Raw genomic sequence first — 22581 nt, forward strand, 5'->3', positions numbered from 1 at the left:
AGGTTTAAGGTTATTTGTTGTTGTGCGCCCAACCTTAATGGATCCCCCTATAAAAAACAATCTGATAACAGTTGCAGTCACGGGTTCTGTGAGCCAAGAGACAAGCGGGAACGAAAATTGGAGGGAAATATAAAAAGTTGGAGGGGAAGCACAGTTTTTCTGCGCCTCACCCACCCATAAAGAGGTATATAAACAGGATTCAGGATTGAAATGCCAACGCCCGTTTTTCACACCAGCGAAAACCAATTGTTAACAATCCGTTCATCGCCAGATAAAGCCCGCCAGCCACCCCGAACACCGCCAGGGTATCGTAGGTCTGGGCGTTCAACCCCTGCGCCAGCCCCATGATGTCCATGATGGTGATGGTACTGGCGAGGGAACTCCCCTTGAGCACCAGGATCACTTCGTTGGAGTAGGCAGGCACCAGATGGCGAGCGGCGTGACGCACCTTCATCCAGAGGGTCTGGCCAGCAGAGAAGCCCAGCGCCCGACAGGCCTCTATCTCACCGGCCGGGATAGCATCGAGCGCCCCCTTGAACAACCGGGTGGAGTAGGCCGCCGTGTTGAGACCGAGCGCCAGCACGGCGCAGAACCAGGGCTGCTTGAGCAGCGGCCAGAACGGGCTGGCTTTCAGCCACTCGAACTGACCCGGCCCGTAGTAAATCAGGAAGATCTGAATGAGCAGCGGCGTACCGGTAAAGATCAGCACCCACAGCTGCACCAGCTGGGTCGCCACCGGCAGGCGCAACTCCAGCACCCAGGTCATCAGGGCCGCCAGAGCTATCCCCAGCAGCAGACTGAACAGAGTCAGCTCCAGCGTGGTGACCAGACCGCCCAGCAACGTAACGAGATACTCTTGCATCAGTTAGCCTCCGTAGCGGCGGGTGTAGCGGGCAGCCAGGCCCAGGCCATATTCACTCACCAGACTGATAGCCAGATAGATGAGGGCGGCGGCGGCATACCAGGTAAAGGGCTCATAGGTACTGGCCGAGGCCATCTGCGCCTGACGCATCATCTCGTTGACCCCGATAAGCGACACCAGCGCGGTATCTTTCAGCAATACCAGCCACTGGTTGCCAAGGCCCGGCAGGGCGTGACGCCACGCCTGCGGCAACACGATGCGAAAGAAGATGTGGCTCTTGCTCAACCCCAACGCCAGCGCCGCCAGCCGTTGACCTGAAGGCACCGCATTGAGCGCCGCCCGCAGGGTCTGGGTCGCATAGCTGGCAAACAGCAGGGAGAGCGCCAGCACGCTACAGGCGAACGGGCTGAACTCCACATACTCGCCGGTGATGAGGAACAACACCTGGGTCGAGCCGAAGTAGATGAACAGCACCACCAGCAACTCGGGCAGGCCACGGATCAGCGTGGTCAGTGTGGCCACCGGCCACACCAGCGCACGCTGCTTGCTGAGCTCGGCGGCACTGAACGCCAGTGCCAATACCATGCCCCCGACCAGTGATGCCAAGGCCAGCCCGAGGGTCATCCAGGCTGCATCCAACAACAGGCTCAACATGGCTTACTGCGCGAAGTATTTGTCGAAAATTTTCTGATAGGTGCCGTTGGCCTTGATCTCGGCCAGCCCCTTGTTCAGCTGGGTCAGCAGCTCCTGATTGCCCTTGGCGACCGCGATGCCAAAGCCGGTACCGAAGTACTTGGCATCGGTCACCGGCGTACCCACCACCGCATACTCCTTGTGCTGCTTCAGCCAGTCGGCAGCGACCGCGGTATCGGCAAACACACCGTCGGTACGGCCATTCATCATGTCGAGGAAGGCGCTCTGGTAGCTGGCGTACGGCACGGTCAGCAGACCCTTGCTCACCCAGTTATCCACCAGATAGGACTGGTGGGAGGTGCCGTTCTGCACGCCGACGGTCTTGTCCACCAGCTCTTCCGGCCCTTTGAAGGCATCTTTCTTGGCCACAAATACCGCCGAGTTCTCGTAGTAGATGTCGGAGAAATCGACCTGAGCGGAGCGCTCCGGGGTCACGTCCATGGCGGCGATGGCGGCATCATAGCGACGGAATTTCAGACTGGGGATCAGGCTGTCAAAGGCCTGGTTGTGGAAGCTGCACTCCAGCTTGGCCTGCTCGCAGATGGCACGGGCCAGATCGATGTCAAAACCCTGAAACTCGTTCTTGTCATCCAAGTATTCGAACGGCGCGTAGGTGGCCTCGGTGGCGAACTTGATCTCTTTGGCCATGACGGAGGTACTCAACAGCCCCATGGCAGCAACCAACAACAGACTCTTTTTCATGACAGCTTCCTTATCGATTCAATATCAATGCATCAAGAATTCGGCAAACCGGCTGGTTTGCGGAGATTGGAAAATGGCAGCGGTGCCGGATTCGATGATCCGCCCCTTCTCCAGATAAATCACCTGACTGGCCACCTTGCGGGCAAAATCTACCTCGTGGGTCACCACCACCTGGGTAATACCGGTCTGGCTCAGGTTGCGGATGATCTCGGCCACCTCCTTGGTGATCTCGGGATCGAGGGCGGCGGTCGGCTCGTCAAACAGCAGCACTTCCGGGTCCATCATCAGGGTACGGGCAATGGCCACCCGCTGCTGCTGGCCGCCGGAAAGACGGGCAGGCCAGGCATCGCGTTTGTCGGCCAGTTGCAGCTGGGCCAGCAGGTAGGCCCCCTTCTCGATGGCGGCCTCCTTGCTCATGCCCAGCACCTTGACCGGCGCTTCGATGAGATTCTCCATCACAGTGAGATGTGGCCAGAGATTGTACTGCTGGAACACCATCCCCACCTTGCGACGCAGCAGTTGGGACTGGCGGTTGAATTCGGCAGCAGAGAGGGCGCTCGGGAAAGAAAATTCACTTTCGCCAATCCGCAGAACACCCGCATCCGGGGTATCCAGCAGGTTCATCATCCGTAGCAGGGAACTCTTGCCAGCACCGCTCGGGCCCAGCAACACCAAGGTTTCACCGGGGGATGTCCGAAAGCTGACCTGTTGCAGAACCGGCACCTTGTGCCAGGACTTCTCGATACCTATTAATTCAATACCCATACAGCCCAATTGAATAAGTTTTCAAAATTTCATCCCGATTCTATCCCTAATAGAGGTTGATGCAAGCCATTTTTGAATCAATATGCAGAACAAGCGCCGCTTCCTTGCAAAAAACGGCATATGAATGCAAAATGGCCTCGCTGTTCGTATCTGCCGCCTGTGTCACACAGGCCGCCACACCTCCTCATTCGTGAGACCAAGATGAAACACAACGACAAGCAAGAAAAACTGGCCAAGGCCTTTAAAGCCTTGCTGAAAGAAGAGCGCTTTGGCTCCCAGGCAGAAATCGTCACCGCCCTGCAAGAGCTGGGCTTCGAGAACATCAACCAGTCCAAGGTATCGCGCATGCTGAGCCGCTTCGGCGCCGTTCGCACTCGCAACGCCAAGATGGAGATGGTCTACTGCCTGCCGGTGGAACTGGGCGTGCCCACCACCTCCAGCCCGCTCAAGAATCTGGTGCTGGACGTCGACCACAACGGCGCACTGGTGGTGATCCACACCAGCCCGGGCGCAGCCCAGCTGATCGCCCGCCTGCTCGACTCTCTCGGCAAGGCAGAGGGGATCCTCGGTACCATCGCCGGTGATGACACCATCTTCATCACTCCGACCAGCGACACCGATATCGAAGAGCTCTACCTCTCCGCCCTCGAGCTGTTCGAACAGACGCCGTAATGGCCGCCGCCGCATCATAGCGGCCACGCCAGAACGAAAAATCCCGGCCAAGGCCGGGATTTTTGTTTGGTGAGCCACAAGATCGGGAGTCTGTTCTGCCTCCTCTCTCTGCGCCCATCCTCGCGATGTTGATCGAGATTGTTGCACTTATCACGGGCAAAAATTGATTTTCGTTGCACCAGCGAAACAATCTAGCCAGCAATGTCAGAAGCACTCAGACCATAACAGGCCACACCCACCGCCCGATCTCGTTGGTAACCGGGCGCTCTCTGCGCACTTGGCGGCACGAGGGGGAAGGTGGCTCTGTCACGCCCGCTATTACTTGCCCTGCGCCATCAAAAAACCTTCCGATGGGGCGAAGAAGGCGGCGCCGGTCACTGCCTTGGTGAAGCGCAGCAGGTGGTCGAAGTGGCTGCCCTCCCCCTTGTACATGCTGGCCAGCATGGCGTTGAAGTGCTGCGGAGTGCGGCAGCAGGAGATGAAGTAGAGCCCCTGCTCGGTCATGGTGCCCCAGGGCATGCTCTGGCGCAGGATCTCCATGGACTCCCCTTTCGGGGTTTTGAGGTTGACCCGCTTGATGTGGGCGGTCAGCGGCTTGGCGGCAGACTCATACTCGATGTTGTCGGGCTTGGTGCGACCGATAATGTCTTCCTGCTCTTTCTGTGCCAGCTTCTCCCAGTCGCTCATGGCGTGGACCCAGCGCTGGACGTGGATGTAGGAGCCACCGGCAAACTCGCCATCGGCCAACAGCGCCACTTCGGCACGGTGCTCATCCTGCGGGTTCTCGGTACCGTCGACGAAACCGGTCAGGTCGCGGCAATCCAGATTGCGGAAGCCACGCACCTCTTCGGCCAGCTCGACCAGTCCAGCCAGCAGCGCCATCACGCGGTGACCAGCGTGGTGCAGCACATCCACCCGATCGGCGCGCAACTGCACGAAGAGATCAAACGGGGTGTTGGGCGCTTCCTGACCGTTGGCGGATTGCGCCATAAAGCTGCGGAACTGGGGCGGACGGGCGGCAGGATAGAGACCATCCCAGGCGTCGGCACCAACGGCAACCAGACCGCTGAAACCGGCATCGGGAAAATCGGCAGCGACCGCCTGCCACAGGGCGGGCAGTTTGGCCAGACGGCCGACCAGTTCGGCGGCATCGCCGGTACGATTGAACATCAGATAGAGGGCGTGCAGATTCGACTCTGCGCAGATCCCGGCTTGGGCTTTCATATATCTCTCCCCTGAGTAGGCGTTAGCGTTATGGGCTATTAGCGTTGCGCGATTATAAACCAGAGCAGCTCCAGTTCTTTGATTTCACGACGATATCACGCGTTCAGGGTAACGGGTCAAACAACACCAGCGTATGGGGGGCAACCTTGATCTGCGCTCGCATCCCTTCAAGGGGCTCGCCAATGCTCGCCTCCAGCCGCAGCTCACCACACTCGAACAGCACCCGGCAGTGATGGCCGAGGAACTGCTGCTCCACCACCTTGAGCTCGCCCTCAGCGGCGCTCTCCAGCAACAGTTGCTGGGGTCTGAGCATCAGCTGCAACTGCTCGCCTACTGCGCGACCATGGGGCTCGCTGCCACAGATAACCCCGAGCGCCGTCTGCACGCAGTGGCTGTCCACCACCTCGGCGGCCAGATAGTTGACCCCGCCGAGAAACTCCGCCACGAAGCGGTTTTGCGGGCGGCGATAGAGCTGCTCCGGCTGACCCACCTGCTCGATGTGACCGGCGCGAAACAGGGCCAGCCGATCGGCGAAGGCGAACGCCTCCTCCTTGCTGTGACTGACGAAGATGGCGCCGATCCCCTGCTGCTTGAGCAGGGCACGGATCTCGAGGATCAGCTTCATCCGCACCTGGGTGTCGATGTTGGAGAAGGGCTCATCCAGCAGCATCAGCCGCGGCTTGCACACCAGCGCCCGGGCGATGGCCACCCGCTGCTGCTGACCACCGGAGAGCTGATGCGGGTAACGATCCCCCAGCCCCTGCAGATTGACCAGCGCCAGCGCCTCTTCAACCTGTTGCTGACGAGCCCGGCGATCGAGTTTGGTCAGACCAAAACCGACGTTGTCGGCCACCGTCAGGTGGGGGAAGAGGGCGTAATCCTGAAAGATCATCCCGATATTGCGCGCCTCGGGCGGCACGCTGGCACTCGGCCCATCGAGCAGGGTATCGCCAAGGCGAATCGTGCCCTCTGCCAACGGCAGCAGCCCGGCGATAGCCTTGAGCAGCGTGGTTTTGCCGCAGCCACTGGCCCCCAGCAGGCAGACAATCTCGTTGTCTGCCACCGTCAGGGAGAGCTGTTCCAGCACATTGCGGCCGTTGTAACGGCAACTGACATTTTCAACCTGCAAGCAAGACAAGGCTGACTTCCTCTAGTTTCTGGCGGTGCGCTGCCTTTCGATCAGCACACCGCATGCAATTTCATTGGCCGACGGGGCGACTCAGTGGCTCGGGCTGTCCAGACTACGGTTGACCCAGATCAGCGGCAACAGCCCCACCAGCACGATGACGATAGCCCCCAGCGCGCCGCGCTCCAGCATCTCGTCCGAGACGAACTGGTAGACGTGGGTCGCCAGGGTATCGAAGTTGAACGGCCGCAGCAGCAGGGCGGCGGGCAGCTCCTTCATGGATTCGATGAATACCAGCATGGCGCCGGCAAACAGACCGCGGCGCACCAGCGGCAGATGGACCCGACGCAGCATGGCGCCATCCCCCTGCCCCAGGGAGCGGGCCGCCATGTCGAGACTGGGGGAGATCTTGCCCATGCTGCTCTCCACCGAGCCGATGGCGATGGCCACAAAGCGCACCAGATAACCGAACACGATGGCGGTAATGGTGCCGGTCAGCAGCAAGCCCGGCCCCTGACGCCCCAGCCACTCGGCCAGATCGTTGATGGCAAAATCGAGAGCGGTGAGCGGCACCAGCACCCCGATGGCCAGCACGGTGCCCGGCATGGCATAACCCATGGCGGCGATGCGCAGGGGCAGCAGGCTCTTGATCCCGCCATCGAGGCGGCGGAAGAAGCCGAGCAGCAGGGCGATGCCCATCGCCAGCAGGGCGGTCAGCGCCGAGATAGCTAAGCTGTTGCCAGCGAAGCGGACAAACTCCGGCGTCCACGACAACTCGAAGTAGCGCACCCCGTAATCGAGCAGGATGATGAACGGCAGAGCGAAACCGGCCAGCACCAGCCCCCAGCACCAGAGACCGGCCAGCCAGCGGCTAATCCCCCTGAGCGGATAGCGCAGCGGCTGCTCATGGCCCATCGACTTCTGGAACACCTGCTGCCGACTGCGCGAACGGCGCTCCAGCGCGATCAGCAGCACCACTGCCAACAGCATCAGGCAGGAGAGTTTGGCGGCGGTAGCCAGACTGCCGTAACCGAGCCAGGTGTCGTAAACCGCCGTGGTCAGGGTGTTGATGGCAAAGAAGTGGACGGTGGCGAAATCAGCCAACGTCTCCATCGCCACCAGCGATACCGCCACCATGATAGCGGGGCGCGCCAGCGGCAAACTGAGGCGGCGAAAGCTCTGCCAAGGGGTACAGCCGAGCAGGCGGCTGGAGTGAATGAGGCTGACCGACTGCTCCAGAAAAGAGGCGCGGGTCAGCAGATAGACATAGGGGAACAGCACCAGCGCCAGCACCCAGGCGGCGCCGCCAAGGGAGCGAATGGCCGGAAACCAGTAATCGGCCGGACTGTTCCAGCCAAAGAGAGCGCGCAACCCGGCCTGTAGCGGGCCCGAATAGTCGAGCAGATCGGTATAGACGTAGGCGACGATATAGGAGGGCATCGCCATCGGTAGCATCAAGGCCCATTGCAGAGCGCGCCGCCCCGGCACCTGACACATGGCCACCAGCCAGGCGGTAGGCACGCCAAACAGCAGGCTGAGCAATACCACGCCGACCACCAGCCCCAGGGTATTGGCCAGATAATCGAGTAGCACGGTATCGGCGAGGTGGCGAAAGAGGTCTCCCTCAGCCGAGAAGGCAGAGAAAACAAGGGCAATCACCGGTAAAGCCAGCAGCAGGGCGGTGGCCCAGCTGCCGGTAATCCATCCAAAATTTTTCATGAGACCACAGAGGTTGATGGGGCCGTTGGCCCCATCTGATTACAAGTCGAACTTCACTTCATCCAGCAACTGCAAGGCGTCCTTGCGGTGCTTGGCGTAATCGCTGACCGGTAGTGCGTCAGACTTGAAACTGCCCCAGGACTTGACCATGGCGGAAGGCTCGACCCCGGCCTTGACCGGATACTCGGCGTTCACGTCCGCATACATGTGCTGGGCAGTGTCGCCAGCCAGAAACTCCATCAGCTTCTGGGCGGCCTCTTTGTTCTTGGCATACTTGGTCATGGCCACGCCGCTCACGTTGACGTGGGCACCGCGGTCAGCCTGGTTCGGGAAGTTGATATAGACCGCATCCGCCCAGGACTTCTGCGCCGGATCTTTCAACATGGCGCCCAGATAGTAGCTGTTGCCGAGCGATACATCACAGATGCCATCCTTGATCGCCTTGACCTGATCCCGGTCGTTGCCCTGCGGCTTGCGCACCAGGTTGGCCTTGACCCCTTCCAGCCAGCTCTTGGTCTCGGCCATGCCGTGATGGACAATCATCGAGGAGACCAGCGCCACATTGTACTCATGCTTGCCGCTGCGGGTGCAGATTTTCCCTTTGAATTCAGGCTTGGCCAGATCTTCGTAGCTGATGGTGTCGAGCTTGCCGAGGCGATCCTTGCTGGAGTAGATGGCACGCACCCGGGTGGTCAGGGCGAACCAGCGGTTCTCCGGATCGCGATAGCTGGCGGGGATGTTCTCCTGCAGGATCTTGCTCTCAACCGGCTGCACCAGCCCCTTCTCCACCAGATCGGTCAGACGGCTGATATCGGTCGTCAGCATCAGGTCGGCCGGGGAAAGTTTGCCTTCCCGCTCCAGACGCTCGTTCAACCCCTCTTTGGCGAACACCACGTTGACCTTGATGCCAGATTCCTTCTCGAACTGCTGGATGATGGGCTTGATCAGCTCATCCTGCCGGTTGGAGTAGACATTCACCTCGCCAGCCGCCAACGCCGACTGGGCAACCAACGCAGAGAAAGCCAGTGCCAACATCTTCATTTTCATCATCCGTTCCTTGAGTTGCTAAATCGAGTGAGAACAATTGCCGTTTGCATTCTGCATATTACCACCAGAGGGATCAAGGAAGAGTCGCGTCGTCACATCACATATTTAACCGCTGGAAAATAAAAAGGCCGGATGGAATCCCATCCGGCCTCTTCTGAGCAAAACGTTATGTTAATCAGGCTTCAATGAGCTCTCACCCCATCGGGATTTCCCCGAGGTAGGGAGGTCAGCGGATCTGTACGTCACGGAAGCGATTCATCACAGCGCCTCGTCGTCACTCTCGCCGGTGCGGATGCGCACCGCCTGCAGCAGGTCATAGACAAAAATCTTGCCGTCACCGATCTTGCCGGTATAGGCCGCCTTGCAGATCGCCTCGATCACCCCTTCCACGTTATCATCGGCGGTGGCAATCTCCAGCTTCACCTTGGGCAGGAAGTCGACCTGATACTCGGCTCCCCGGTATAATTCGGTGTGTCCCTTCTGGCGGCCAAATCCCTTGACCTCGGACACGGTCAGCCCTTCCACCCCCAGGTTGGCAATAGCCTCGCGGACATCGTCCAACTTGAACGGTTTGATAATCGCACTAATCAGCTTCATCTGGTTGCTCCCAATCCATGGTGTGTCATGAATCGGGCTTCAATTCTTATGCCAAGTATTTTTATTGTTTTATTTCATATAGATAGAGTTTAATGCCTGCGCCATTCCCCAGGCACATCCCCATAACCGGCCAGCACGCCCCATAATGAGGCACCATGCTGCAGCGGCCAGCGGGTATGCACCAAACAAGAGCAAAACAGCATGTTAGTTATCTCCAACAGCGTCACCCTGCCCTGGCATGAGCTGCAATTTCAGACCATGCGGGCACAGGGCAACGGCGGACAACACGTCAACAAGACCGACTCCGCCGTCTGGTTGCGCTTCGATTACCGCAACTCTCCAAGCCTCACCCCGCTCTACAAGGAGGGTCTCGACAAGCTGAGCGACAGCCGGGTACACGACGGCTTTATCCTGATCCGGGTCGAGAGCCATCGCAGCCAGGACATGAACCGCAAGGAGGCGATGAGCCGTCTGGTGGAGTTGCTAAAGAAAGCAGCCTGGCGCCCCAAGGCTCGCCATGCCACCAAGCCGACCCGCAGCTCCCAGCGCAAGCGAGTCGATGCCAAGAAGCGCAAGGGGGATATCAAATCCACCCGCGGCAAGCCGGTACTGGACTAAGCCACCCCAGCCCTCCAAAGGATGTCAGCCGATGAAATACAGTTTTTGCGACAGCGCCCGCGGCCCCCTGCTGGTCGCCATCGATCAGGATGGCCTGCGCCACGTGGAGTTCATGCACGGCGAACGGCCCGTCATGCCGCACGCTGACTGGCAACGGGATGACCAGGCGCTGGCCCCCTATCTCGCCCAGTTCACCGCCTATTTCGCCGGAAAGCTACAGCAGTTCGACCTGCCCATGGCAGCGAAGGGCACCCCGTTCCAGCAAACGGTGTGGCGCGCTTTGTGCGATATCCCCTATGGCGAGACCGTCAGCTATCTCGAAATTGCCCAGGCTATCGGCAATCCCAAGGCGGTGCGGGCGGTGGGTGCCGCCAATGGTCGCAATCCGCTCAGCATCATAGTGCCCTGCCATCGGGTGATCGGACGCAGCGGCGATCTGACCGGCTATGCTGGCGGCATTCCCATCAAGCGCTGGTTGCTGGCACTGGAGCAGGCAGGCACGACATTCGAGCTTGCCCCGTAAATGCCTGTGCTTTGTGCATGAGCCAGATGCAAATCATCTGGCCGCAGAAGTGAAAAGGCTTTCATCCAGTGGCACCGCTTTGCTGACAAGATGAACAGAAAATGAAGAATCGCCTCAGAACTACTTCAGATTGAGCTTGGCATGATGACTCCATACTTGAATGGCACGGCTCATTCGCTGATTCAAGTAGCACCCATGTGACGCTTCCAATCTGTCTTTTTTCCCCGCGCCTCCTCTGAGGCGCTTTTTTTGTGCCAACGCAACAAGCCAACCCTCTAGCTGAGTGGCCTGAGCGCGACAAAATCTGCACCACCGTAAAAACAAAAAGGCGAAGGATCACCCTTCGCCTCTGGCGTGACAGCTGACTACTCGCTCTGGGGCAGGAACTGCAGTTCCGGCGTAGAGGAGGTGAGCACATCGGCGCAATAATCCCAGGTAGAGATGCGATAGTGCTGCAGATCTTCATCCAGATGCAGACCGTCCGACTCCTGATGGAACCAGCTGGCAAAACGGGATGGGGTAATGAGCTGGATCTGCTCTTCGATGGCGTGGCTATCCTTCCCCTCGGCCAAGTCGCAATCCTCGATCACCCGCAAGGCATAGATGTGGCGAAAATAGACCCGGCAGAGGATTTGCGGGGGCAGATCGATGCTGCGTGCCCGCCCCAGCATGATGGTCAGGGAGTCGCTCCAGAGATCCTGATGCAGCTCGGCCACAACCAGTCCTGGCGGGAGCTGGCGGGACGGAGCCCAAGGTACGGCAACCTGCCGAATGGCATTTTTCTGTTCCATATAAACCTCGCGACCACTCACTCCCTGTCTTGAGTCTATCTGAACCACATAGTCCCGGCGAAGGCAATCGATGGACAATAAAAACGGCCATAAAAAAGCCGACGTATCAAACGTCGGCGAATAAAAAGTGCTTACAACAGAGGATTCATATATTCAGACCCGCGGGTCGAAAGATTGGTTCCCTCTTTTTGTAATTAATTTTCGGCGCGTTTAAACATCAGGGTGCTGGCGTCCGACTCTTCCGGCACGAAGTAGTAACCCTCGGCGTTGAAACCGGTCAACTGCTCCACCTCGGTCAGACGGTGCTTGATGATGTGACGGGCCATCATGCCGCGCGCCTTCTTGGCGTAGAAGCTGATGATCTTGAACTGGCCGTTCTTCTCATCCTTGAACACCGGCGTGACGATCCGCCCTGTCAGGCTCTTGGGTCGTACCGACTTGAAATACTCGTCGGATGCCAGATTGATCAGCACCTCATCCCCCTGCGCGGCCAGCGCCTCATTGAGGTGGTGAGTGATCACCACCCCCCAGAACTGGTAAAGATCCTTGCCGCGACCATTGTCGAGCTTGGTCCCCATCTCCAGCCGGTAGGGCATCATCAAATCGAGGGGGCGCAACACCCCATAGAGGCCGGAGAGCATCCGCAGGTGTGCCTGAGCGAAGTCAAAATCGGCCTCGCTGAAATCCTCTACCGCCAACCCGGTGTAGACATCCCCCTTGAAGGCCAGCAGCGCCTGACGGGCATTGGCCGGTGTGAAGTCGGGTTGCCACTCGGCAAAGCGAGCGGCGTTGAGGCCCGCCAGCTTGTCGCTGATCTTCATCAGGGTGGCAATTTGATCCGGGCTCAATTGGCGAGCCCGACTAATGAGTTCGGCGGAGTGATCCAGCAGCTCGGGTTGGGTGAAACGGGGGGTCACCAGCGGCGACTCGTAATCCAGCGTCTTGGCCGGGGAAACCACAATCAGCATAACGTTCCTTTATGGCGAGGGGCCGAACGGCAGAGCGGCCCCATGATTCATTCATCCAGCGTCACATTGTCCAGCGTGCCGGAACCCAACTGCTCACGACCGGAGAGCTTGATCAGCAGCCGCAGGTCGTTGGCTGAATCGGCATGAGCGAGGGCCTCACTGTAGCCAATCTGGCCAGCGCAGAACAGGCTGAAGAGCGCCTGATCGAAGGTCTGCATGCCCAGATCGGAGGATTTGGTCATCACCTCCTTGAGGCGGTGCATCTCTCCCTTGCGGATGATATCGGTAATGAGCGGGGTATTGAGCAGGATCTCGAATGCCGCACAGCGCCGCTTGCCATCCACGCTCGGCACCAGCTGCTGGGCAACGATGGCCTTGAGGTTGAAAGAGAGATCGAACAGAAATTGGCGATGTTTGTCTTGCGGCACCAGATGGAGGATGCGATCCAGCGCCTGATTAGCATTGTTGGCATGCAGAGTGGCGAGGCAGAGGTGGCCCGTCTCGGCGAATTGCAGGGCAAACTCCATGGTATCCGTACTTCGGATCTCGCCAATCAGGATCACGTCCGGTGCCTGACGCAGCGAGCTTTTCAGCGCCACATCGAACGACTCGGTATCTATCCCCACCTCCCGCTGGGTCACCAGACTGCGGCCATGCTGATGAACAAACTCCACCGGGTCTTCCACCGTCAGAATGTGGCCATCGGCATGCTGGTTGCGATAGCCGATCATCGCTGCCTGAGTGGTGGATTTACCCGCCCCGGTGGCGCCGACAAACAGCACCAGCCCCCGCTTGGCCATCGCCACCTCTTGCAGGATATTGGGCAGCTGCAGATCTTCAAAGGTGGGGATTCGGGTCTCGATTCGGCGCACCACCATGCCGGGCAACTCCTGCTGCCAGAAAGCGCTGACCCGAAAACGCCCAAGCGCCTCGCGATAAATCGCGTAGTTGGCCTCCTTGGTGCGGATATAGCGCTCGAAGTGATCGCTGCTGAGGGTATCCCTGACCAGCGTCAGCGCTCCCTTCTTGTCGAGCACCTCGCCCCCCAGTGACACCAGATGGCCGTTCACCTTGAGGGTGGGGGGCGAGCCCACCGTCACAAACAGATCCGACCCTTTTTTCTCCACCAGCTCGCTCAGCAGATCATCCAGATTCATCATTTATCCCTCCCTGGGTTCGAGTCTCTTAAACGCTGTTGGGATCGACGGCCTTGGCCTTGGCATCGAGAGAGGCCACCACGCCGCGACTCACCAGCTGCTTGAGGCTCTGATCCATGGTCTGCATGCCGTGGGTCATCCCGGTCTGGATCACCGAGTAGAGCTGGGCAATCTTGTCCTCCCGGATCAGGTTACGCACCGCCGGAATACCCATCATGATCTCGTGGGCTGCCACCCGGCCGCCGCCAATGCGTTTGAGCAGGGTCTGGGAGATAACCGCCCGCAGGGATTCGGAGAGCATGGAGCGCACCATGTCCTTCTCGGCGCCGGGGAAGACGTCGATGATACGGTCGATGGTCTTGGCCGCCGACGAGGTGTGCAGGGTGCCAAACACCAGGTGGCCGGTTTCGGCGGCAGTCATGGCCAGACGAATGGTCTCGAGGTCACGCATCTCGCCCACCAGAATGATGTCCGGGTCTTCCCGCAGTGCCGAGCGCAGGGCGTTGCTGAAGCTCTTGGTATCGCGGTGTACTTCCCGCTGGTTCACCAGACAGCGCTTGTTCTCGTGGACGAATTCGATGGGGTCTTCAATGGTGAGAATGTGGTGATGAAAGTTCTCGTTGATGTAGTTGACCATGGCCGCCAGGGTGGTCGATTTACCTGAACCGGTCGGGCCGGTCACCAGCACCAGACCGCGCGGGAACTCGGAAATCTTGCGGAAGATCTCCGGCGCATCGAGATCTTCGAGGCTCAGCACCGTGCTGGGGATGGTACGAAATACCGCGCCGGAGCCGCGCGCCTGCTGGAAGGCGTTGACCCGGAAGCGGGCCAGATTGGGCACCTCGAACGAGAAGTCGACCTCGAAGTTCTCCTCCAGCTCCTTGCGCTGATGGTCGTTCATGATGTCGTAAATGAGGGCATGCACTTCCCGGTGTTCCAGGGCGGGCAAATTGATCTTGCGAACCTCACCATCAACCCTGATCATCGGGGGAACCCCGGCCGAGAGGTGTAGATCCGAGGCTTTATGCTTTACACTGAAAGCCAATAACTCTGTGATATCCATAGACTTGTCATTCTCCCATCACAAGATCACTAACGAAATATGAACCAGATTGCCCAGCACCTGTTTCAGGTAAAGGAACGTATTGCCCAGGCCGCCGAACGGGCGAGCCGCAACCTGCAGCAGATCCGCCTGCTTGCCGTGAGCAAGACCAAGCCCGTCGAAGCCGTCATGGCCGCCCATGCCGCAGGTCAGCGCTGCTTTGGCGAATCCTACGCCCAGGAAGCGGCGACCAAGATCGATACCTTGCGCCAGCAGCCGGAATATAGCGACATAGAGTGGCACTTTATCGGCCCTTTGCAATCGAACAAATCCAAACTGGTCGCCGAACGGTTTGACTGGGTGCAGAGCGTGGATCGGGACAAGCTGATCGACCGCCTCAACAACCAGCGTCCCGCCAGCATGGCACCGCTAAATATTTGTCTGCAAATCAATATTAGCGGAGAGAGCAGCAAATCCGGAACGTCGGAACAAGAGATTTTCCGCCTTGCCGAGCTGGTCTCCCACCGTGAACGGCTGGTGCTGCGGGGGCTGATGGCGATTCCTGAACACACCAGCGATGAGACCGTATTGGCTGCCCAAATGGCCCGTATGCAGACTCTGTTCACCGAGCTTGCGCGACAATACCCCACGGTGGATACCCTCTCGATGGGCATGACCGAAGATCTCGAACTCGCGATCGCCCATGGCAGCACCATGGTGCGGGTCGGCACCGCCATCTTCGGCGCCCGTGACTACTCATAGGCAAGGCCAGCGGATAACCCATACGTCCGCCTCTTGCCGCGACCTCATCAACAGGAGCGTTTGATGGAACACCGAATTCTGGCGTCAGGTTGTGCAGGCAGCACCAACCCCGCCGCGACCGCATGTGCAACAGGAGCATCTGATGCAACATAGAACTCTGGCCTTTATCGGCGCGGGCAACATGAGCCGCAGCATCATCGCCGGACTGGTCAAGGCGGGCTACCCCGCCGGGCAGATCACTGCCGCCAACCCCAGCCTGCCCAAGCTGGAGGCACTGGCCAGCGACTACGGCATTCGCATCACCCAGTCCAATATTGAGGCTGCCCGCGACGCCGAGGTGATCGTGCTGGCGGTCAAGCCGCAGCTGATGGCCGACATGCTGGCTGCGCTGGTTGCCGAGCTGGGCTCCCTTGAGGGCAAGCTACTCATCTCCATCGCGGCCGGTATCAAGGTGGCGCGCCTTGGCGAGATGGCCGGTGGCCACCACCGCATCATCCGCACTATGCCCAATACCCCGGCTCTGTTGGGTCTGGGCATGACCGGCCTCTATGCCCCCGAGCATATTGGAGCCCGCGATCGCGACTTTGCCGAGCAGATGATGCAGGCGGTTGGCAAGACCCTCTGGGTGCAACAGGAGTCCGGTATCAACGGCGTCATCGCCGCGGCGGGCAGTGCCCCGGCCTACTTCTTCCTCTTTATGCAGGCCATCGCCGAAGAGGCAGAGGCGATGGGCTTCTCGCCCGAACAGGCACGCCTGCTGGTGCAGCAGACCGCGCTGGGTGCAGCCGCCATGGTGGAGCAGAACCCTGAGCTGGCGCTGCAAACCCTGCGTGAGCAGGTGACCAGCAAGGGCGGCACCACCTTTGAGGCGATCAACACCTTCCAGCAGCAGGGGCTGATGCCGCTGACTGCGCAAGCCATGCAGGCGGCCGTTGCTCGCGCCACCGAAATGGAAACCCTCTTCTAACAGGAGCCCAGATGAACACTGCTTACTTTCTGATTAACACCGTTTTCGATCTCTACCTGATGGTGATCCTGCTGCGCGTCTGGCTGCAGTGGGCCCGCGCCGACTTCTACAACCCGATGAGCCAGATGGTGGTGAAGCTGACCAATCCGCTGGTGATCCCGCTGCGCCGCGTTATCCCGGGCTTTGGCGGCATCGATCTCGCCTCCGTGGTGCTGGCACTGGTCATCGCCTTCGCCAAGCTGGCCCTGCTCAAGAGCATGAACGTGCTGCTGGCGGACTGGCTCAGCCTCAGCCTTTTCGCGGCACTGACTGTGTTGAAGAAAGCGGGCTCGATGATCTTCTGGGTACTGCTGATCCGCGCCATCCTGAGCTGGGTCAGCCAGGGCCGCAACCCCATCGAATACGTGATGCATCAGCTGACCGAGCCGTTCCTCGCCCCTATCCGCCGCGTACTGCCGGCACTGGGCGGGCTGGATCTCTCGGTGCTGGTCGCCTTTATCGGCCTGCAAGCCATCAACTACCTGCTGGGTGACCTGTTCGGCCAGCTGTGGTGGATGATTTGATGCCAGCCGTCCTGCAACAAGGGGATGAACTGGTACTGCATCTGGTGATCCAGCCCAAAGCGAGTCGGGATCAGATCATCGGATTGCACGGCGAAGAGCTGAAAGTGGCCATCACGGCGCCGCCCGTCGATGGCCAGGCCAACAGCCATCTGATCAAGTTTCTGGCCAAGCAGTTCAAGGTGGCCAAGGGACAGGTCACCATAGTGCGGGGCGAGCTGGGGCGGCACAAAACCGTCGCCATCGACAGCCCCAAACAGTTGCCGCAAGAAGTGAGTGCACTGCTGAATGACACGCAAGGCTGAATGAATCGGCCTGCGCCAACCGTAGATATGAGAGGGATGACAGATGAAAACAGCCTGGATGAGTGGCCTGCTGGCACTGCTGATGACCCTGCCGCTCAAGGCAGAACAGATGAAGGAGCTGGGGCCCTGGCTGGTGCACTACAACGCCTTCAACTCCAGCTTCCTCACCCCCGAGGTCGCCAAGGCATATGGACTGGAGCGCAGCCGCTACAACGCCATCATCAATATCGCGGTACAGGACAAGCAGAAAGTGGCGCAAGCCGTGGGGATCACCGGTGAGGCCAAGAACCTGACCGGCACCATCCGCACCCTGAGCTTTCAGGAGGTAAAAGAGGGCGATGCCATCTACTATCTGGCGACCCTCCCCTACCGCAACGAAGACACCTATCAGTTCACCCTTAAGATCATGGGTGGCGGGCAGCAACAGAACCTCAGCTTCCAGCAGACCTTCTACGTCGACTGAGCAGCAACAAGAAGCCCCGACCTTGGTCGGGGCTTCTTTTATCCATATGACAAGGGCGCCATCAGGGCGCCCTTGTTGCATCCAGTCCGTGCCGCCGTCTGTTACAGGGCGAGGAACAGACCGGCCAGACAGGCGCTCATCAGGTTCGCCAGCACGCCGGAGAGAATGGCGCGCATGCCGTAACGGGCGATGAAGGATTTGCGTTCCGGCACCATGGAGCCCAGACCGCCGATCAGGATCGCCATGGAGGAGATATTGGCGAAGCCACACAGAGCAAAGGTCACGATGGCCTTGCTTGACTCGCTCAGGGTCTGATCCTGCACCAGACCGATGAAGGCGACGAACTCGTTGACCACGATCTTGGTGCCGATCAGGGCGCCAGCGGCTTGTGCCTGCTCCCAGGGCACACCGATCAGCCAGGAGACGGGGGCAAACAGCCAGCCCAGAATGATCTGGAAGCTCAGGTCCAGCCCCACCAAACCGCCAGCCCAACCGAGCAGGCCGTTCAGCATGGCAATCACGCCGACGAAGGCCAGCAAGGTAGCACCGACCGCCACCGCGATATTGAGGCCGGACATGGCGCCATCGGCCGCCGCTTCAATCACGTTGGTAGCGCGGGGGATCTCCACATCCTGACAGTGGTCAATTTCTTCGGCCGCAGGCGGCACCAGGATCTTGGCCATCGCCAGACCGGCAGGGGCCGACATGAAAGCGGCCGCGATCAGGTATTTCAGCTCAACCCCGATACTGGCATAACCCACCAGGGTACCACCGGCGACGGAGGCAAGGCCGCAGCTCATCACCGCGAAGAACTGGGAATCAGACATCTTGGAGAGGTAGGGTTTGACTACCAGCGGCGCTTCCACCATGCCGACGAAGATGTTGGCGGTCGCGGAGAGGCTTTCGGCGCGGCCGGTGCCCAGCAGCTTCTGCAGGCCGCCACCCAGCAGGGCGATCACTCGCGGCATGATGCCGATGTGGTAGAGAATTGCGATCACCGCAGAGAAGAAGATGATGACCGGCAATACGTTGAAGGCAAAGATGAAGCCCAGCTTGAACTTGGCCAGATCGCCGAACAGGAAGGCGATCCCCTCCTGACCATAACCGATCACGCTGCTGACGCTCTCGCTAACCCCGTTCAGCACGTGCTGACCGGCAGGCAGCCAGAGCACCAGACCGGCAAACATGATTTGCAGGCAGAGGGCAAGGCCAACTGTTCGCAACGGGATACGACGACGATTATCAGAGCAGATCACGGCAAGCGCCAGGATACTCAGGATGCCGAGCAGGGCAATCATAGGGACTCCATCAGGTGGGGCAAAAGATGGGCGCGGATTCTGCGCCTCTCCCCCCGTCACTGCAAGTCCGCTTGGTTACAACCCTGTTAGCAAAAACGTTTGCACGATATCGGTTGCGCCAACTGGCTGATTTGGTTCGATTTTAGTATCAGGAGAAATCGAGAGTTCTTATATGGAAACAATCATTCCTCACCGCCGGACAATTTCCCCCCAAGCCAGGGGGCCAGCCGCTGCTCCCAATAGGGTTCGGGGCCAAAGCGGGCCTTGAGGAAATCGATGAAGAGGCGGATCTTGGGATCCAGATGTTCGCGCCGGGCGTAAACGGCGTGCACCGCCATCTGCTGGTTCGGTCGCCACCCGGGCAACACCGGGATCAGCTTGCCGCTCTGCAGCTCTTTGTCCAGCAGGTAGTTGGCGATATAGGCGATGCCGAGCCCGGCCAGCGCAGCATCGCGCACCGCCTCCGCCATATCCACCCGATAGTTGCCCGCCACCTGCACCGTCTGACGATCCTTGCCCTGCCGGAACGACCACTGATGATAGCGCCGCTCCCGACTCTGGTAAGTGATGCAGTTGTGCTGGGCCAGATCCTTCGGATGGAGCGGGGTACCGTGGCTCAGCAGGTAATCCGGCGAGGCCACCACCACGAAGCCGATGTCGGCCAACCGCTGCCCCACCAGCCCTTCCGGTTTGTCCTCATAGGTGGTGAGCCAGAGATCCAGCCCCTCATCCACCAGATTGGTTCTGTGGTCGAACAGCGAGACTTCCAGCTCCAACTCGGGATAGCAGTCCTGAAATGCCTTGAGATGGGGAATGACATGCATGCGGCCGAAGGATTGACCCACCCCGAGATGGAGCACGCCGCTCACCTTGCCGCGCCGCTCGGCGATCATGGAGTCCGCCTCCTGCGCCACCGCCACCAGCGCATGGCAGTGACGGGCATACTCCTGACCCAACTCGGTCAGGACGAAGCGGCGGGTGGTGCGCTGCACCAGCTGGGCGCCGAGGGTGGTCTCCAGCAGTGCCAGCTGCTTGCTGATATGGGATTTGGAGACCCCGAGACGGCGGGCGGCGGCAGAGATCCCCTGCTCGCGCACCAGCGCATCGAAGATCACCATTTGGGGAAGACGTTGCAGCACAAAATAACCAGATTGAGTGGCGGGAGCCCATTATTCCAGAGCCGCCCGCCAAGGGGTAGGGTCAGAGCCCCAGCGCCCGGGTGATCTGCAACTTGAGGGGGTCGTCGGCCGGATTCTGGTTGGAACCATAGCTGGCGATCAACTTGCCATCGCGCCCCACCAGATACTTGTGGAAGTTCCAGTTCGGCTCATCCCCGTCGGCGGCCGCCGCCAGCCCCTTGAACAGCGGCACCGCATCGGATCCTCGTACCGCCACCCGATTGAACATGGGGAAGGTCACCCCATAGTCGCGGCGGCACACCTCGGCAGTTTTGGTCTCGTTGCCCGCCTCCTGCCAGAAGTCGTTGGAGGGGAAACCCAAAATAATCAGCCCTTTATTCTTGTAGCTCTGATAGAGCTTCTCCAGATCGCGGAACTGGCCGCTGTAGCCGCAATAGGAGGCGGTATTGACCACCAGCACCACCTTGCCCTCGGTAAGCTGACAGAGGTTGTGGCGCTGGGCATTGTTGAGCTCCCGCATCTCCACATTGAAGTAATCGGGGCACGCCGCAGAGGCCGCACCAGCCCCCAATAACAGCAACAGAGTGAACCATTTCATCGCCAAAACTCCTTTTGTTTTGTCCGTCATACGCGGTTACGACACCCGCAGTTCACTCTCAATACAGGGGAATGCCGGTCAGCCAGCCGTGGCCCCAGAAGACCAGCAGTGCGGTGGCCGCCAATCCCGCCCCGACGCTGATACCGGTGCCCATCCAGTTGGCTGCCGAGCGTGGCGCTTTTTGCCAATCCCGCACCGAAATCCAGACGATGCTCACCAGCGCCCAGAGCCCGATACCGCCAAACAGCACCAGCGATCGCGCCTCGCTGTTAACCAGCAGATGGGCCACCGCCCAAATCAGGGTGCCGAGCAGCTGGGGATGCACCAGCCAACGGCGCAGATGATTGGGCCCCAGACCGGAGCAGAAGATGATGAGCGCGAAAGGCATCATCACCGTCATGGTCATCGGCCCCCAATCCGGCAGGAAGTAGAGCGGCAACGAACTGGCACTGCGCCAGCCCGCGATGATGCAGGCGATGGCGACAAACACCAGCAGAGAGAAGAGCCCCTTGTAGCGATTCTCACCCAGCCGTTCGCGCAGCCGTGCCCGCTGGGCCACCGCAAAACAGGGGTAGAGATGGATCAGGGTAAACAGCGCAACCCCCAGGGTCAGCAGGAACATGAGTCTCTCCTTGTACTTGGTTCGACCACTATGCCGCAAAGGGAGAGATGCGCCTATAGAAACCAATGGGACGGCAAAACGCAGTGAGCGCAAAGGAGATAAAAAAAGCCGATCTCGATGGATCGGCAAAAGTGCTAAGGGCAACCGGATTTCTCATGAAATGAGAATGGCCTCCTCACGGGGCAAGGAATGGTCGATGCCCGGATAGCAGGCACCGACCAAAAAAATCAGCGGGGCAACCGATAGAGCGCGGCCACATTGCGCGCGGTCAGCTCGATATTGGTGCTGGCGCTGGCCAGAGCTTCCGGCAGGGACATGGCGCGGTTGACCACGGCGAATACCGCGTCCAGCCCGTGCTCATGGACCACACCGCAATCGTCGGTCAGGCAACCGGAGATACCGATCACCGGCTTGCCGAACTGCTTGGCGCAGCGTGCGACACCGATTGGCGTCTTGCCGTGGATGGTCTGGCTGTCGATGCGCCCTTCGCCGGTGATGACCAGATCTGCATCGGCCACTTCATCGGCCAGCTTCAGGGCTTCAATCACGATCTGAATGCCGGGCTTGAGCTCGGCACCGAGCAGACCGACCAGCGCGGCGCCCATACCACCGGCTGCGCCCGCCCCCGGAATATCCTTCACCTGCTTGCCGAGCGCCTGTTCGATGCAGTCGGCGTAGCGGGCAAGGTTGGCATCGAGTTGCGCCACCATCTCGGGGGTCGCCCCCTTCTGCGGGCCAAACACCGCAGAGGCCCCTTTCGGACCGCACAACGGGTTGTTCACATCGCAGGCCACTTCGATAACCAGTTCACCCAGACGGGAGTCCAGGCCACTCAGGTCGATGGTCGCCAGCTCAGCCAGACCGCCACCGCCCAGTGCAATAGGCGCACCATCCGCTTTCAGCAGCTTGCCACCGAGCGCCTGGATCATACCGGCACCGCCGTCATTGGTGGCGCTGCCGCCAATGCCGAGGATCAAGTGCTTCACCCCCATCTCCAGCGCAGCCAGGATCAGCTCACCGGTCCCGAAGCTGGAGGTGAGCAGCGGATTGCGCTGCTCCGGCGCCACCAGATGGATGCCGGAGGCGGCCGCCATCTCGATGACGGCACGCTCGCCATCACCCAGCAGGCCGACGAAGCCCTGCACCTTGTTACCGAGCGGCGCAGTCACTTCGACTGGCAGGATGTGGCCACCGGTGGCATCCACCAAGGATTGCACCGTGCCTTCGCCGCCATCGGCCATCGGCAATTTGACGTAGGTGGCATTCGGCAGCACCTGTTTGAAACCGGCCTCGATGGCATCAGCCACCGCCATGGCGCTCAGACTCTCCTTGAATGAATCGGGGGCAATAACAATTTTCAT

Annotated in this window: 26 protein-coding genes; 8 read left to right on the top strand and 18 right to left on the bottom strand. The window is 59.9% G+C overall.

Annotated features, from left to right (window positions below; all coding sequences use genetic code 11):
* Positions 1–199 precede the first annotated feature (199 nt).
* From artM to LD28_RS0102950, 4 genes are read right to left on the bottom strand one after another with little or no spacing between them, the layout of a single operon-like run.
* Positions 200–862, bottom strand: coding sequence for an arginine ABC transporter permease ArtM (gene artM / locus LD28_RS0102935; protein WP_033135520.1), 663 nt, complete (start codon positions 860–862; stop codon positions 200–202).
* A 3-nt stretch (positions 863–865) separates the two neighbouring features.
* Positions 866–1516 carry an arginine ABC transporter permease ArtQ gene (gene artQ, locus LD28_RS0102940; RefSeq protein ID WP_033135521.1) on the bottom strand — a complete coding sequence of 217 codons (651 nt, stop codon included), beginning with the start codon at positions 1514–1516 and terminating at the stop codon, positions 866–868.
* A 3-nt stretch (positions 1517–1519) separates the two neighbouring features.
* Positions 1520–2257, bottom strand: a complete 738-nt coding sequence (locus LD28_RS0102945) for a transporter substrate-binding domain-containing protein (protein WP_033135522.1) — start codon at positions 2255–2257, stop codon at positions 1520–1522.
* 24 nt (positions 2258–2281) lie between these two features.
* Positions 2282–3022: an ATP-binding cassette domain-containing protein gene (locus LD28_RS0102950; RefSeq protein WP_033135523.1), complete on the bottom strand. Its 741-nt coding sequence runs from the start codon at positions 3020–3022 to the stop codon at positions 2282–2284.
* A gap of 201 nt (positions 3023–3223) precedes the next feature.
* On the opposite strand from LD28_RS0102950, the gene argR reads away from it, so the two are divergent.
* Positions 3224–3694, top strand: a complete 471-nt coding sequence (gene argR, locus LD28_RS0102955) for a transcriptional regulator ArgR (RefSeq protein WP_005340378.1) — start codon at positions 3224–3226, stop codon at positions 3692–3694.
* Positions 3695–4012: 318 nt separating this feature from the next.
* Here the strand turns inward: argR and LD28_RS0102960 are convergent, their stop codons facing one another.
* From LD28_RS0102960 to glnK, 5 genes are all read right to left on the bottom strand, one after another.
* Positions 4013–4918, bottom strand: coding sequence for a Dyp-type peroxidase (locus LD28_RS0102960; RefSeq protein WP_033135524.1), 906 nt, complete (start codon positions 4916–4918; stop codon positions 4013–4015).
* Positions 4919–5021: 103 nt separating this feature from the next.
* Positions 5022–6056, bottom strand: coding sequence for an ABC transporter ATP-binding protein (locus tag LD28_RS0102965; protein WP_033135525.1), 1035 nt, complete (start codon positions 6054–6056; stop codon positions 5022–5024).
* 81 nt (positions 6057–6137) lie between these two features.
* Positions 6138–7763: an ABC transporter permease gene (locus tag LD28_RS0102970; RefSeq protein WP_033135526.1), complete on the bottom strand. Its 1626-nt coding sequence runs from the start codon at positions 7761–7763 to the stop codon at positions 6138–6140.
* Between the two features lie 39 nt (positions 7764–7802).
* On the bottom strand, positions 7803–8810 hold the full coding sequence (locus tag LD28_RS0102975) for a Fe(3+) ABC transporter substrate-binding protein (RefSeq protein WP_156120090.1): 1008 nt from the start codon (positions 8808–8810) through the stop codon (positions 7803–7805).
* Positions 8811–9068: 258 nt separating this feature from the next.
* Positions 9069–9407, bottom strand: a complete 339-nt coding sequence (gene glnK, locus LD28_RS0102980; RefSeq protein ID WP_005341406.1) for a P-II family nitrogen regulator — start codon at positions 9405–9407, stop codon at positions 9069–9071.
* Positions 9408–9608: 201 nt separating this feature from the next.
* Between glnK and arfB the strand changes: the two genes are divergently transcribed.
* Both arfB and LD28_RS0102990 read left to right on the top strand, forming a co-directional pair.
* The gene (gene arfB, locus LD28_RS0102985) at positions 9609–10025 is read left to right on the top strand and encodes an alternative ribosome rescue aminoacyl-tRNA hydrolase ArfB (protein WP_033135528.1); all 417 of its coding nucleotides are present in this window, start codon (positions 9609–9611) and stop codon (positions 10023–10025) included.
* A 31-nt stretch (positions 10026–10056) separates the two neighbouring features.
* A complete protein-coding gene (locus LD28_RS0102990; RefSeq protein ID WP_033135529.1) occupies positions 10057–10548 on the top strand; it encodes a methylated-DNA--[protein]-cysteine S-methyltransferase in 492 nt (163 codons plus the stop codon).
* Between the two features lie 365 nt (positions 10549–10913).
* Here LD28_RS0102990 and LD28_RS0102995 read toward each other — a convergent pair whose 3' ends face one another.
* The 4 genes from LD28_RS0102995 to tapT form a co-directional block, all read right to left on the bottom strand.
* Positions 10914–11339 carry a hypothetical protein gene (locus LD28_RS0102995; RefSeq protein WP_033135530.1) on the bottom strand — a complete coding sequence of 142 codons (426 nt, stop codon included), beginning with the start codon at positions 11337–11339 and terminating at the stop codon, positions 10914–10916.
* A gap of 194 nt (positions 11340–11533) precedes the next feature.
* Positions 11534–12307 (bottom strand): peroxide stress protein YaaA, encoded by a 774-nt coding sequence (gene yaaA, locus LD28_RS0103000; protein WP_033135531.1) that lies wholly within the window; start codon positions 12305–12307, stop codon positions 11534–11536.
* A gap of 47 nt (positions 12308–12354) precedes the next feature.
* Entirely contained in the window at positions 12355–13464 is a 1110-nt protein-coding gene (gene tapU, locus LD28_RS0103005) for a type IVa pilus ATPase TapU (protein WP_033135565.1), read from the bottom strand.
* A gap of 28 nt (positions 13465–13492) precedes the next feature.
* Positions 13493–14527: a type IVa pilus ATPase TapT gene (gene tapT / locus LD28_RS0103010; RefSeq protein WP_033135532.1), complete on the bottom strand. Its 1035-nt coding sequence runs from the start codon at positions 14525–14527 to the stop codon at positions 13493–13495.
* 39 nt (positions 14528–14566) lie between these two features.
* Here tapT and LD28_RS0103015 point away from each other — a divergent pair, with 39 nt between their 5' ends.
* The 5 genes from LD28_RS0103015 to LD28_RS0103035 all read left to right on the top strand — a co-directional run bounded on the left by LD28_RS0103015 (position 14567) and on the right by LD28_RS0103035 (position 17563).
* Positions 14567–15268 (top strand): YggS family pyridoxal phosphate-dependent enzyme, encoded by a 702-nt coding sequence (locus tag LD28_RS0103015; RefSeq protein WP_033135533.1) that lies wholly within the window; start codon positions 14567–14569, stop codon positions 15266–15268.
* A gap of 142 nt (positions 15269–15410) precedes the next feature.
* Positions 15411–16235, top strand: coding sequence for a pyrroline-5-carboxylate reductase (gene proC / locus LD28_RS0103020; RefSeq protein ID WP_033135534.1), 825 nt, complete (start codon positions 15411–15413; stop codon positions 16233–16235).
* Between the two features lie 11 nt (positions 16236–16246).
* Positions 16247–16798, top strand: coding sequence for a YggT family protein (locus tag LD28_RS0103025; protein ID WP_033135535.1), 552 nt, complete (start codon positions 16247–16249; stop codon positions 16796–16798).
* Complete coding sequence (yggU, locus tag LD28_RS0103030) at positions 16798–17100, top strand: DUF167 family protein YggU (RefSeq protein WP_021230942.1); 303 nt, start codon at positions 16798–16800, stop codon at positions 17098–17100. Before LD28_RS0103025 ends, yggU begins: the two co-directional genes overlap by 1 nt.
* A gap of 43 nt (positions 17101–17143) precedes the next feature.
* Positions 17144–17563, top strand: coding sequence for a DUF4426 domain-containing protein (locus LD28_RS0103035; protein ID WP_033135536.1), 420 nt, complete (start codon positions 17144–17146; stop codon positions 17561–17563).
* 101 nt (positions 17564–17664) lie between these two features.
* On the opposite strand, the gene LD28_RS0103040 is transcribed toward LD28_RS0103035, so the two are convergent.
* The 5 genes from LD28_RS0103040 to LD28_RS0103060 all read right to left on the bottom strand — a co-directional run bounded on the left by LD28_RS0103040 (position 17665) and on the right by LD28_RS0103060 (position 22581).
* Positions 17665–18861 carry a NupC/NupG family nucleoside CNT transporter gene (locus tag LD28_RS0103040; protein WP_033135537.1) on the bottom strand — a complete coding sequence of 399 codons (1197 nt, stop codon included), beginning with the start codon at positions 18859–18861 and terminating at the stop codon, positions 17665–17667.
* Between the two features lie 182 nt (positions 18862–19043).
* Positions 19044–19979, bottom strand: coding sequence for a LysR family transcriptional regulator (locus LD28_RS0103045; protein ID WP_033135538.1), 936 nt, complete (start codon positions 19977–19979; stop codon positions 19044–19046).
* Between the two features lie 82 nt (positions 19980–20061).
* Positions 20062–20598, bottom strand: a complete 537-nt coding sequence (locus LD28_RS0103050; RefSeq protein WP_033135539.1) for a glutathione peroxidase — start codon at positions 20596–20598, stop codon at positions 20062–20064.
* 58 nt (positions 20599–20656) lie between these two features.
* Positions 20657–21220, bottom strand: a complete 564-nt coding sequence (locus tag LD28_RS0103055) for an NnrU family protein (RefSeq protein WP_033135540.1) — start codon at positions 21218–21220, stop codon at positions 20657–20659.
* 227 nt (positions 21221–21447) lie between these two features.
* A complete protein-coding gene (locus tag LD28_RS0103060; RefSeq protein WP_033135541.1) occupies positions 21448–22581 on the bottom strand; it encodes a glycerate kinase in 1134 nt (377 codons plus the stop codon).

Origin of the sequence: Aeromonas finlandensis, assembly GCF_000764645.1 — a bacterium.
GTDB classification, from domain to species: Bacteria; Pseudomonadota; Gammaproteobacteria; order Enterobacterales; family Aeromonadaceae; genus Aeromonas; species Aeromonas finlandensis.